This window comes from Actinoplanes sp. NPDC000266 (assembly GCF_042899005.1).
GTDB lineage: Bacteria > Actinomycetota > Actinomycetes > Mycobacteriales > Micromonosporaceae > Actinoplanes.
The window spans coordinates 194,993-208,314 of the sequence record NZ_JBIAZI010000009.1 but is presented as its reverse complement, the minus strand read 5'-3'; the positions used below and the strand labels follow the sequence as shown (position 1 = coordinate 208,314).

6 protein-coding genes are annotated in these 13,322 nt (G+C 69.6%); 4 read left to right on the top strand and 2 right to left on the bottom strand.

Features of this window, described 5'->3' with window-relative positions; genetic code table 11:
* The first annotated feature begins 50 nt into the window (after window positions 1–50).
* From ACFY36_RS34060 to ACFY36_RS34045, 4 genes are read left to right on the top strand one after another with little or no spacing between them, the layout of a single operon-like run.
* Window positions 51–2,024: a YncE family protein gene (locus ACFY36_RS34060; protein WP_499750021.1), complete on the top strand. Its 1,974-nt coding sequence runs from the start codon at window positions 51–53 to the stop codon at window positions 2,022–2,024.
* 5 nt (window positions 2,025–2,029) lie between these two features.
* Complete coding sequence (locus ACFY36_RS34055; RefSeq protein WP_499750020.1) at window positions 2,030–4,024, top strand: hypothetical protein; 1,995 nt, start codon at window positions 2,030–2,032, stop codon at window positions 4,022–4,024.
* Window positions 4,025–4,029: 5 nt separating this feature from the next.
* Entirely contained in the window at window positions 4,030–5,949 is a 1,920-nt protein-coding gene (locus ACFY36_RS34050; protein WP_499750019.1) for an NHL repeat-containing protein, read from the top strand.
* A gap of 11 nt (window positions 5,950–5,960) precedes the next feature.
* Complete coding sequence (locus ACFY36_RS34045) at window positions 5,961–7,919, top strand: hypothetical protein (RefSeq protein WP_499750018.1); 1,959 nt, start codon at window positions 5,961–5,963, stop codon at window positions 7,917–7,919.
* Here the strand turns inward: ACFY36_RS34045 and ACFY36_RS34040 are convergent.
* A complete protein-coding gene (locus tag ACFY36_RS34040; protein WP_499750017.1) occupies window positions 7,909–8,379 on the bottom strand; it encodes an NUDIX hydrolase in 471 nt (156 codons plus the stop codon). The two genes, ACFY36_RS34045 and ACFY36_RS34040, sit on opposite strands and share 11 nt — an antisense overlap.
* A gap of 10 nt (window positions 8,380–8,389) precedes the next feature.
* Complete coding sequence (locus tag ACFY36_RS34035; protein ID WP_499750016.1) at window positions 8,390–13,195, bottom strand: ExeM/NucH family extracellular endonuclease; 4,806 nt, start codon at window positions 13,193–13,195, stop codon at window positions 8,390–8,392.
* Window positions 13,196–13,322 lie beyond the last annotated feature (127 nt).

The window sequence follows — 13,322 nt, the reverse complement described above, 5'->3', positions numbered from 1 at the left end:
ATCAAGTGCCTTACGCTGTCCCCGTTACATAGACCACGGGGGTCCTCAATATGTACAAACTTCGAGCCGCTATGTCGGCCGTGGCGGTCGCCTGCACTGCCACCGTCAGCGTCGTGGCCATGGGCGCGAGCCCCGCCGCGGCCGGCCCGCCCACTCTCACCGACGGCGTCGTCCTGCCGATCACGCATGCCGACCGCGTCGTCGTCGACCCGGTTCACAAGCGGGTCATCGTCTCCGACAAGGCGGCCGGAAAGGTTCTCTGGCTGTCCTACTTCGGCGGCGTGCAGACCCAGATCAGCCAATTGCCGGGTGTCGACGGCATGGCGCTTTCGCCCGACTACTCGACGCTGTGGCTGGCCGGCTCGGGCACCGACGAGATTCTCGCCTACGACACCGAGCATCCGACCGAGAAGCGCAGCTACCCGCGCATGGCGAGTCCGGGCACGGTAGCGCTGGCCGGCGGCAAGGTGTGGTACGGCACCGCCGACTACCTCTATCAGGCGGGCGAACAATTCGGCGGCTTCGCCTCGCTCGACCTCGAGACCGAGTACGGCGACTGGGGCGAGCTTCCGGCTCGCATCCACGGCGCGCCCGAGCTGATCGTTCCGCCCAACGACCCGAACACGCTGGTGGTGGCCGATCGGTCCACCAACACCGCGACGAGCGGCAAGGTCGCCGTCTACGACGTGTCCGGCGCCAAGCCGGTCCTCAAGGGCAGTGGCAAGTTCAGCCCCGGCCTCCTGAACGGCATCGAGGCGTACGGGTCCTCGCTGATCGGCTTCGGCTTCGGCTGCCCGATCTGGAAGGCGCCGCTCACCGCCCCGGCCACGACGGCCACGGCGTACAACAACGGCATCTGCCGGCCGCAGTCGGTCGACGCCAACGCCGACGGCCGGGTCGCCTTCGGTTACGGCAACACCGACGCCACGCCCGACATCGCCATCTCGCCCGCCGGTTCCGAACTGCCGGTCGAGCAGTACGTCGCTCCCGGCGGCGAAGAGGTCACGCACGTCGCCTGGGAGCCGGGCGGCGACCGGCTGTTCGCGTTGAGCCGCAGCGGGCAGCAGGTGAAGTTCTACCCGATCCACGGCTCCGAGCCGGTCCGCCCGGCCTTGACGGTCAAGGCGCCCGTGGTGGCCAACCGCGGCGCGGCCCTGGACGTCACCGGCACGATCAATGTGCCCGGCGCCGTGGTCTCGCTCAGCCGCACCGACCTGACCTCGCCCAATGGCACCGGCCCGGTCGACTCGGCCGTGGCCGACGCCCAGGGCCGGTTCACCCTCACCGACAGCCCGCCGGCCGGCGGCACGGTCACTTACAAGGTCACCTACCAGGGCGATGACACGCACGCGCCGGCGTCGGCCACGGCGTCGGTCGAGGTCTCCCGCAACGCCACGTCACTGGCGCTGAGCCCGAACAACACCATCAACGCATACGGCTCGACGGTCACCGTGACGGCCCGTCTCGGCACGACCTACGCCAATCGGGCCGTGCAGATCTGGGCCGACCCGTACGGCACCGAGCCGCTGCGGCTCGTGCGCTGGACCAACGTGGACGCCAAGGGCAACCTCACCGCCTCGCTGAAGCTGACCCGCACCACCGCTGTCCTGGTCAAGTTCCTCGGCGACGCCCAGTACGCCCCGGCCGCCGTGCGCACGGTGCTGAACACCCGCGCGTCGGTCACTCTGCAACCGTCGCGGCAGTACAAGGCCGCCAAGATCGGCACGGTGCCCTACCGCTACTACCACGCGAACGTGCACCCCTACTTCTTGACGACCATCAACCCGTACGCCGGTCGCAAACAGCGGTTGACCTTGGAGACCTTCACCGCCGGCAAATGGAAGGTCTGGCGCGTGCTCGACCTGCCCCTGAACTCGGCCGGCCAGTCGGCCTTCACGCTCACCGGCACCCACCCCGTCGGCGCCAAATACCGCGTGCGCGCCGGCTACCTGACCACCACCTCGGGTGACTCGGTCAACTACACGAACTACAGCCCGTACTACTACTTCACCTTCACGAAGTGATGCCGATGAAAAAGCTCCGAGCTGCCCTGACCGCCGTCGCGGTCGCCTGCGGCACCGCCGTCCTCGCCGTCATCGCCGGTCCGAGCCCCGCCGTGGCCGGCCCGCCCGCGCTCAGCGGCGATGTCGCCCTTCCCTTCGACGTCGTGACCGACATGGCCGTCGACCCGGTGCGCAAGCGCATCGTGATCAGTGACGCGGACGAAGGCCGGCTGCACTGGCTGTCGTACTTCGGCGGTGTGCAGAACGAATACGTCTGGCTCCGGCCGGGCGTGACCGGCCTGGCGTTCTCGCCCGACTACGCGACCCTGTACGTGACGATGGCCTGGGGCGAGATCGAGGCCTTCGACGCGGCGACCCGCGAGGCGAAGGGCACGTGGTCCGTGGGCGGCAACCGGCGCCCGCTCACCGCCACGGTGGCCGGCGGCAAACTATGGTTCGGCTACTCCACCGGCGACAGCACGTCCGCCGGCGGCTTCGGCACCCTCGACACGGCCACCGGAAAGGTGACGCTGCACGACTCGACGGTCGACGGCATCTCCTTCCACAACGCGCCCAAGGTGAGCACGCCCGCGGACGACCCGGGCACCCTGGTCGTCGCCGACACCTCGGACGTCGCCGAGACCAGCGGCAACGTCGCCGTCTACGACGTCTCCAGCGGCATCGGGGTCCTGAAGGGCAAGGGCAAGTTCAGCGACGGCCTGCTCCGCGCGGCGGTGCCCAGCGCCGACGGCTCCTCGCTGATCGGCTTCGGCAACGGCTGCCCGATCTGGAAAGCGCCGGCCACCAACCCGGCCAAGCGGACGCCCGCGTTCAACAACGGCATCTGCCGCCCGTCCGCGGTGTCGGTCAACACCGACGGCCGGGTCGCGTTCGGATATCGCAACACCGACGGCACGTCCGACATCGCGATCTCCCCGGCCGGCAGCGAGCTTCCGGCCGAGCAGCTCGTCGTCCCGAACAACGACGAGATCGAGCGCATCGCCTGGGAGCCGGGCGGTGACCGGCTCTTCGCCCTGAGCCGCACCACGAAGCCGGGCTACACCGAGCTCCGGTTCTGGCCGATCCACGGTTCCGAGCCGGCCTACGCGCCGATCACGATCAACGCGCCGAAGACGGGCGCCCTGGACACCAACCTGACGATCACCGGCACGGTCGGCGTGCCCGGGGCCAGCGTCTGGCTCGGCTCGACCAGCCTCGGCAACGCCAAGCCCTGGAGCTCCCCCTGGGCTCTGGCCGACGCGGAGGGCCGGTTCACTATCACGACGAAGCCCTCCTACGGCGGCCCGGTCACCTACACCGTCACCTATCAGGGCAACGACACATATGCGCCGAGCTCGGCCTCGGCGACAACCGAGGTCACCCGCAACCCGACTTCGCTCGCGTTGAGCCACAACAACACCACCTACGCGTACGGAACCACGGTCACCGTCCTGGCCCACCTCGGCTCGACCTACGCCAACCGGGCCGTGCAGTTCTGGGCCGACCCGTACGGCACCGAGCCCGCGCGCCTGCTGCGCTACACCAACGTCGACGCCAAGGGCAACCTGACCGCCTCGCTCAAGCTGACCCGCACCACCGCCATCCAGGTCAAGTTCCTCGGTGACGCCAGGAACGCGCCGGCCTCGGCCCGCTCGGTCATCAACACCCGCGCGTCGGTCACTCTGCAACCGTCGCGGCAGTACAAGGCCGCCAAGATCGGCACGGTGCCCTACCGCTACTACCACGCGAACGTGCACCCCTACTTCTTGACGACCATCAACCCGTACGCCGGTCGCAAGCAGCGGTTGACCTTGGAGACCTTCACCGCCGGCAAGTGGAAGGTCTGGCGCGTGCTCGACCTGCCCCTGAACTCGGCCGGCCAGTCGGCCTTCACGCTCACCGGCACCCACCCTGTGGGCGCCAAATACCGCGCCCGGGCCGGCTACCTCACCACGACGTCGGGTGACTCGGTCAACTACACGAACTACAGCCCGTACTACTACTTCACCTTCACGAAGTGATGCGCATGCTCAAGATCAGAGCCACCCTCACGGCCGCGGCGGTCGCCTGCACCGCCGCCGTCTCCGTCGCCGGGCCGGCCGCCGCCGCGGCCGCCGGACCTGTCACGCTCAGCAACGGTGTCCTCCTGCCGGTGAACGCGGTGACCGACGCCGCCGTCGACCCGGTGCACAAGCGGGTCCTGGTCACCGACGCCGGCACCGGAACGCTGCACTCGCTGTCCTACTTCGGCGGGGCGCAGCGGTCGGCGACGATCGGCACCAACGACGGGCTGGCGTTCTCGCCCGACTACAAGACCGTCTACGCCTCGATGGGCGGCAAGCACCGGATCAGCGCCCTCGACCCGGTGACCCTGACCGAGTCGCGCGTCTACGACCTGGACGAGAAGGTGCAGCCGAGCGCGCTCGCGATGGCCGGCGGCAAGGTCTGGTTCGCCTACGAGGGCGGCATGGGCTCGCTCGACCCGGCCACCGGGGTGTCGGCGCTCTACGACCTCGACAACGAGGCCTGGGTCGCCGCCAAGCTCGTCACCTCACAGAACACCCTGGTCATCGCCAACGCGTGGCGCTACTCGGTGGGCAACGGCGACCTTTCCGTCTACGACGTGTCGAGCGGTGAGGCGGTTCTGAAGACCAAGAGCCGGTTCGGCGACGGCACGCTGCGCGACGTCGCGCTCACCCCGGACGGCTCCGAGCTGGTCGGCTTCGGCGACGGCTGCGCCATCTGGAAGGCGCCGATCACCGATCCGGCGGCCAGGACCGTCACCGACAACAACGGCATCTGCCGCCCGCAGGCGGTCGACATCAACACCGACGGCCGGGTGGCCTTCGGCTACGGCAACCAGAGCAGCACCGCCGACATCACGACCTCCTCGGGCGAACAGTTCACGCTCAACCGGCCCGACCACGTCTGGCAGGTCGCCTGGGAGCCGGGCGGCAACCGCCTCTTCGCCTTCGGCAACTCGGGCAAGGACTGGCGGTTCTGGCCGATCCACGGCTCCACGCCCCAGCCCGCGGTCATGACGGCGGACATCCCGGCCACGGTCCTGCCCGGTGGCCTGGTGCAGATCAACGGCACGCTGGACAAGCCGGGCGTGGTCACGCTCACCCGCGACTACGCGAACTCGCCGACCGAGAAGCAGCAGGTGGACCGGGTCACGGTCAAGGCTCCCGGCAAGTTCTACCTGTTCGATCATCCGCCGTCCGACGGCCCGGTCACCTACACGGTCTCCTATCTCGGCACCGACACCATCGGGCCGGTGACCACCTCGGCCATCACCACGGTCGGCCTGCCCACGCCGGCTCTGACCGTGAGCCCCACCAACACCATCAGCACGTACGGCACGACGGTCACCGTCACGGCCCACCTCGGCGCCACCTACACCAACCGGGCGGTGCAGATCTGGGCCGACCCGTACGGCACCGAGCCCGAGCGGCTGCTGCGCTGGACCAACGTGGACGCCAAGGGCAATCTGACCGCGTCGCTGAAACTGACCCGCACCACCGCGGTGCAGGTCAGGTACACCGGCGACACGCGGACCAAGCCGGCCTCGGCCCGGTCCGTGCTCCAGACGAGGGCCTCTGTCGCCCTGCAGCCCGCACGGGAGTACAAGGCAGCGAAGATCGGCACGGTGCCGTACCGCTTCTACCACGCGAACGTGCACCCGTACTTCCTGACGACGATCAACCCGTACGCCGGTCGCAAGCAGCGTTTGACCCTCGAGGTCTTCTCGGGCGGCACGTGGAAGGTCTGGCGCGTCCTCGACTTGCCCCTGAACTCGGCCGGCCAGTCGGCCTTCACGCTGACCGGCGCCCACCCCGTGGGCGCGAAATACCGCGCCCGGGCCGGCTACCTGACCACCACGTCGGGCGACTCGGTCAACTACACGAACTACAGCCCGTACTACTACTTCACTTTCACCAAGTGACGGGGGACCACATGCACAAACTTCGAGCGGCTCTCACGGCGGTCGCGGTGGCGGGAACCGCCGCGGTCACCGTCGCCGTCGGCGCCGGATCCGCAGCCGCGGCGGCGGCCCCGACCGCACTCGGGCAAGGCGCCTACGTGCCGACCAGCGGGCTGGGCGGAATGGTCGTCGACCCACTGCACAAGCGGGTCCTGGTCACCGAGCCCGCGACCGGCTCGCTGTTCTCGCTGTCGTACTTCGGCGGGGTGCAGAAGCAGGTCCCGGCCGGCTGGAACGCGACCGGGCTGGCTGTCTCACCCGACTATTCGACGGTCTACGTCGCCTCTCCCGACGACCACAAGATCACCGCCTTCGACGCGGCGACGCTGAGCCCTCGGCGCACCTATGTCCTGGACGAGGCCGTGTGGCCACGTCAGCTCGCCGTGACCAGCGGCAAGATCTGGATGAGCTACGACGGCGGCATGGGCTCCGTCGACCCGGCCAGCGGCGAGACGGTCCTCCACGACCTCAACTTCGAATTCGACGGCACTCTGAATCCCCAGCTGCGCACCGCGCCGGGCGCTCCGGGAACCCTGGTCGTCTTCAGCGCCTGGCGTTACTCCCCGGGCAACGGCGACGTCGCCGTCTATGACGTGTCGAGTGGCGCGGCGGTCCTGAAGACCAAGAGCCGCTTCGGCGACGGCACACTCCGGGACGCCGCGCTCACCCCGGACGGCTCCACCCTGATCGGCTTCGGCGACGGCTGCCCGATCTGGAAGGCGCCGATCACCGACCCGGCCGCCAAGACCACCGCCTACGACAACGGCATCTGCCGGCCGCAGTCGGTCGACATCAACACCGACGGCCGGGTGGCGTTCGGTTACGGCAACCAGGACGGCACCGCCGACGTCACGATCTCGCCGGCCGGCTCGCAGGCCGTGGCCGAGCAGTTCGCGGTCGACGCCCGCCAGGCGATCTGGTGGACCGCCTGGGAACCGGGTGGCAACCGGCTCTTCGCGATCGGCAATGTCGGCGAGGAGTGGCGGTTCCACGCGATCCACGGTTCCACGCCGGTCGGCAGCACCATCACTCTGAGCGCCCCGGCCATTGCCGCGCCCGGAAGCCCCATCCAGTTCACCGGCAAGGTCAGCCAGCCCGGGGCGCGAGTCGAGCTCTACGTCGATTCGAACGCGCCGGGTAACAAGCAGCTCGTGGCCACCGCCACCGCCAACGCGTCCGGGCAGTTCACGCTGGTCGACAAGCGCCCCGAGCCGTTCATCTACGACTACACCGTCGTCTACGCCGGGACCGACTCGATCGCTCCGGCCTCGGCCTCGGCGACCGTCACGGTGCAGAGGACTCCCGCCCTCACGCTGAGCCACAACAACACGGTCAACAACTACGGCTCGACGGTCACCCTGACCGCGCACCTCGGCACGACGGGCGGCAACCGGTCGCTGCAGATCTGGGCCGACCCGTACGGCACCGAGCCGCAGCGGCTGCTGCGCTGGGCCAACGCGGACGCCAAGGGCAACCTCACCACCTCGCTGAAGCTGACCCGCACCACAGCGGTCCAGGTCAAGTTCACCGGCGACAGCCAGTACGCCGCGACGTCGGCCCGCTCGGTGCTCAACACAAAGGTCGCCCTCAACCTGACGCCCTCACGGCAGTACAAGGCCGCCAAGATCGGCACGGTGCCCTACCGCTTCTACCACGCGAACGTGCACCCGTACTTCCTGACGACCATGACCCCGTACCCGGGCCGCAAGCAGCGTCTGGTCCTCGACGTCTACTCGGGCGGCGCGTGGAAGCCGTGGCGCGTGCTGTATCTGCCGCTCAGCTCGGCCGGACAGTCCGCCTTCACCCTGACCGGCACCCACCCGGTCGGCGCCAAGTACCGGGCCCGCGCCGACTACGTCACCACCTCGTCGGGTGACTCGGTCAACTACACGACCATCGGGTCGTACTACTACTTCACCTTCACGAAGTAGCGGCCCACGGGCCATCAGGGTCGAGCCGCCGGAGCACCTCGAGGAGCTCCGGCGGCTCGACCCTTTCCGTCGTGGTGAGCAGGTCGGTCCAGGCGATCCAGGCGTGGCGGTCGAGGTCGGTCTGTTCGTAGTCCAGGAGGCCGTCACGGCGTACGGCCGGCTCGTGGGTGTCGAACCTCGCCATGAACCACTGCTCGGGGCCGACGTAGCGGCGGCCCTTCCAGCGGGTGTCGCGGTGGACGTCGAGGCCGGGGCCGTCGACCTCGGCCGTCAGGCCGGTCTCCTCCAGCAGCTCGCGCCGGGCCGTCTCGGCCGGTGTCTCACCGGGCTCGATGCCGCCGCCGGGCGGCTCCCAGAGGTACGAGCCGTCGTGCGGGTCCCGCCAGTGCATCAAAAGGATCCGGCCGCCCGCGTCGACACAGACGACGCGAGCGGCCGGACGGAACGGCGCTATCTCCACACAGGGGACGTTACTTGGTGACCTTCACCGAGGACGTCCGCGGCGCGGAGGAGTTGCCCGCCTTGTCGGTCGCCCAGTAGGTGACCTTCAGCGTGCCCTTGGCCACGCCCTTGACCGGAACGCTCCAGAGGACGCCCGCGGTCAGGGTGCTGTCGGCCAGCACCTTGGCCTTGCCGGTGGCCTGGGCCTGCGACGCCGCCTTGACCCACTTGGCGCCGTCGTAGAAGTACCAGCCGCCCGAGCGCTCCTGGATCAGCTTCACCTGCACCTTGGCCACGCCCAGACCGCGGTCGGCGGCGAGGCCGGAGACCTTGTCCCAGGACGACGCCCGGTCGGCGCGGAACGGCACGATCAGCGAGGCCGCCGGGGCGATGGTGTCCACCGTGACCTTGACCGAGCCGGCCGCCGCCGGGGTGCCGGCGCCCGCCGCGTTCCACGGCGTGACCGTCACCTTGAAGGTGCCGCCCTTGGCGTAGGTGTGCTTCACGACCGCGCCCTTGGCGGGAACGGTGGCCGTGGCCCCGTCACCCCAGGCGACGACGAGCTTGGCCGCGCCGTTCACCTGGCCGACGGCGAGCGAGGCCGACTGACCGGCCCAGATCGACGACGGCGCGAGCACGTTGCGGCCCGCGGGCTGTGCCGACACCTTGACCGTGGGCGCGCCCATGAACGTGGCCGCGGCGCTGTTGCCCGCCTCGTCCGTCAGCGCCACCGACACGGTGTACGTGCCCGCCTGGGCGTACTTGTGGGTCGCGGTCGTCGTGCCGGCGGCCAGGGTCTCCGGCGCGCTGCCGTCGCCCCAGGTGACCACCCGCTTGATCCCGGCCACGGCGCTGACGTCGTCGCTGACCTCGATCTGGGTCAGCGTCGCCGACTGACCGGGCCAGAGGGCGACGGCTGCCCCGTTGAGGGCGAACCGGCCCGTGGGCGCGGTGCCGTCGAGCACACCCGCGGTGGAGCGCGGCTTCGGGTCGGCGGTGATCGGCGTGTACTTGGCGAAGTAGTTGACCAGCATGGTGAGGTCGTTGTCGCCGGTGGTCACCTTGTCGTCGCCCAGGGCCAGGCTGGCGAAGTTGTCGCCGCCCGCCGCGAGGAACGAGTTGCTGGTGACCCGGTACTCGCCGAGCGGGTCGATCGTGACGCCGTTGAGCTTCAGGGTCGAGGCGATGATCCGCGAGCCCTGCGGCTGGTTCACGTCGTAGGAGTAGGTGAGCCCCTTCGACACACCCAGGTGCAGCACCGGGCGGGACGCCCCGGCCGGCTGCCACTGCTCCTCCAGCACCTGCTTGATCTCTTTGCCGGTGAGCGTCTGGGTGACGACGTCGTTGGCGAACGGCTGGACCGAGAACGCGGCCGAGTAGGTGACCGTGCCGTCGGTGCCGTACTTGAGGTCGGCCCGCAGACCGCCCGGGTTCATGAAGGCGATCTGCGCTCCACCCCGGCCCGGCGCGCTGGTCTGGTCGAGCTGGACGTCGGCGATGAAGTTGCCGAGCACCGACTCGGCGCCCCGGTCCTCGGCGTTCGCGCTGGTGTAGGCGCGGTTGATGTCCGCCGTGATCTTGCCGAGCGGCTGCTTGCCGAGCTCCTCCGCGGTCACCTTGGCCTTGGCCACGATGTCGGCGACGGCGGTGTCGGCCGGATATCCGGCGACGTTGAGCAGCTCGGCCGTCGACTTGGTGACCGACTTGGTGGCCGGGTCGTAGGTCAGCACGGCCTTGCCGAGCTTGAGGCCGTAGTCCTCGGCCTGGATGACCGGACGGGTCCGGTCGGTGCCGGGAACCGGGACCTCGAAGGCGTACGGCTGGTGGGTGTGACCGCTGAAGATGACGTCGATGTTCGCGTCGACCTTGGTGAAGTTCCCGAAGACCGGGTCGTTCTGCAGCGCCTCGGCCGAACCGATGTTCTCGGTGGCCGCGCCCTCGTGGGCGAGCAGCACGAGCACGTCGGCCTCGCCGTTCGCCTCGTTGCCGTCGGAGAGCTGCTGGGCCAGCGTGTTCGCCTCGGCCACCGGGTCGTGGAACTCCACGCCGGCGATGCCGTCCGGGCTGACCAGCGACTTGGTCTGCTCGGTGACCACACCGATGTAGCCGACCTTGACGCCACCGACCGTCTGCACGCTGTAGCCGGGCAGGACCCGCTGGCCGTCCTTGTAGACGTTCGCGGCCAGGTACGGGAAGTTCGCCCGGTCCTCGACGCGGCCCTGGAGGTCGGCCAGGCCCTTGTCGAACTCGTGGTTGCCGACCGCCGAGACGGCCAGGCCGCCCGCGTTCAGGGCGTCGATCGTCGGGTTGTCGCCGTCGATGGCCGAGATGAAGGTGGACGCGCCGATGTTGTCACCGGCCGACACCCACGCGGTGTTCGGGTTCTGCGCGCGCAGGGCGTTGACCATGCCGACCAGCTGGGCGGCGCCGCCGTTTCCGGCGGTCGGCTGCTCGAGCCGGCCGTGGAAGTCGTTGACGCTCAGCAGCTGGAGATCGACCGGCCCACTCGTGGTCTTGAGGCCGATCACGACCGGGTCGTGGTCGCTCGCGCGGTACGGGTCCGGGGCGTAGAACGGCGCGTAGCCGTCGTACTCGTACGCGAAGGACTCACCCGAGTTGATGTTCCAGATGTCGACGCCGGTGACCCGCTTGGCCATGGCGCCCGTGGCGAGCGCGTGGTCGAGCGAGCCCGACTCGCCGCTGAAGACGTACGACGACTTGTCCGGCGCGTGCGTGGTGTGCAGATCGCTGTAGCCGGCGTCGTACAGGGCCTGCATCGGGTCTTCCCGCGTGTACGCGTTGAAGTCGCCCAGCAGCAGCACCTCGTCGCTGCCGCTGGAGGTCTTCAGCCCGTCGACGAAGGTGGCCAGCGCCTTCGCCTGCCGGACCCGGTCGCCGTTGTACGCGCCCTGACCGTCACCGGTGTCGGCGTTGTCGCCGGTCGGCGCGACCGACGCGCTCTTCGACTTGAGGTGGTTGGCGACCACGGTGAAGGTCGCCGAGCCGGCCGTGAAGGTCTGCGCGATCGGCTCCCGGGCGTTGGCCCACACCGTCTCGTCGCTCAGCGACCGGGACGCGCCCTTGGTCGCCACCTTGGCCGGCTTGAAGATGATGGCCGTGGTGATGAAGTCCTGCTCGGCCGCGCTCGGCAGCTCGGCCGGCGAGCGCACGTAGTCCCACGTGCCCGCGCCGTCGACCTCGTTGAGCGCACCGACCAGGGTCTTCAGCGCCACCTGAGGATCGTTCGGCTCGAAGCGGACCGAATTCTCGATCTCCATGAGCGCGACCACGTCGGCGTCGAGCGCCGTGATGGCCGAGACGATCTTGGTCTGCTGCTTGGCCAGCGCCGCCGCGTCGGTGGCGCCCCGGGCCTCGCCACCGAAGTGGACGAAGTAGTTCAGGACGTTGAAGCTGGCGACCTTGATGTCACCGCCGACAGGGGCGGGAGCGGTCGTACGCGGGTTGGTGTCCTTGAACGTCGTCCGCGCGGCGGCCGGCGTGTCCGCGTCGACCGGGGTGGCCGGCTGGAGGCGCCAGTCGTTGAGGCTGTAACCCAGCACCGCCGGGCCGAACTTCTCCACGCTGTCGCCGACCCGGACCGGGTCGTCCTTGCCCAGGTACGGCGGCGGAAGCGCGGCGCTCGACAGGTTGGTGGTCCTACCGTCGTCGAGCAGGATGCGGGCGGCCTTGTTGTCGGCCTTCACCTTGGCGTTGGCGTCGGTGCCGGGCCGGGCGACGTCGGTCGGCACGCGGGCCGGCTTGTCGCCGGCGGCCAGGATGACCTCGCCGTAGCGGTTGGTGTTGTAGACGTCGGAGACCGTGAACGTGCCGACCGGGGCGACCAGCATGCCCTCGGCCGACTCGCGGGCCGCGTCGTCCAGCGGCAGGCTCAGCGCGACCGGCGACGGCAGCGGCGCGTTGCTCGCGCACACCTGCACGTCGGCCTTGGCCGCGGTGGTGATCTCGGTCAGCCCGTTGAACTCGCTGACCGTGCCGGTCACCCGCACCTTGTCACCCACGGCGACCGCCGGGTGGAGCGCGGTGTTGGTGGTGAAGTAGGCGAAGATCGCGTCCGAGGCGACGCCGGCCTTGACCTCACGGTCGCCGCCGCTGCCGGCGGTCTGGATGTAGACGCCGTTGTAGCCGCCGGTGCGGTGGTCGGCGGTGACCACGCCCTCGACGGTCACCTTGCTGCCGGGCAGCGTGGTCGCCGTGCCGGTGCCCTGCACCTCGGCGATCGTGTTGGTGACGTCGGTGGTGCAGCCGGGCTGCGGCTCCTCCGGCTCCTCGGGCGTGGTCCCGTTCGCCGCGCCGAATGAGCTGACGGCGGGCGCCTGCCACTTGCCGTCGACCTTCTGCAGCGACTGCCCGATCGGGGTCGACGCGGTCTCGGCGACGCCGATGTCGACGCTGGTCTGCCCGGCGGCGGGACCGCTGGCGGCGGTCATCGTGCCCTCGTAGGAGAGGAACTCAGCAACCGAGCCGTCCGGCTTGACCAGGGCGACGCCGTCGGGGGCGCCGTTCTGAACGCCGTCGACGGGGTAGCTCTGGACGACCAGGCCGGCGCCGCTGAGCGTCGCTGTGTTGTAGACGGCGTTGTTGGAGCCGTTGTAGAGGGCGATCTGCCAGCCGCTGAGGTCGAATCCGGCCGGGGCCTGGATCTCGATCGCCTCACCGCTGTCAACGCCGACGTTGTCGTAGTGGATCTCACTGATGAACGGCGTCGCGTCGGCTGCGACGGCCGGGCCCGCCAGGGTGAGCCCGAGGGCGACGGCCAGAGCGGCGGCGCCTGTTGAGCGCAGCACCAGCCCCGGTTTGCGTGTATATCGACGCATAGAGAATTATCCTCCGATGGACGTGATCCGCCGGAGATTATTGATCGTGAATGACGACCGATTCTCTTTCAGGTAACGAATAGGCGTTTTCGCAGGTAAAAGCCGAGCCCCGCTTCGCGCGCGGCGA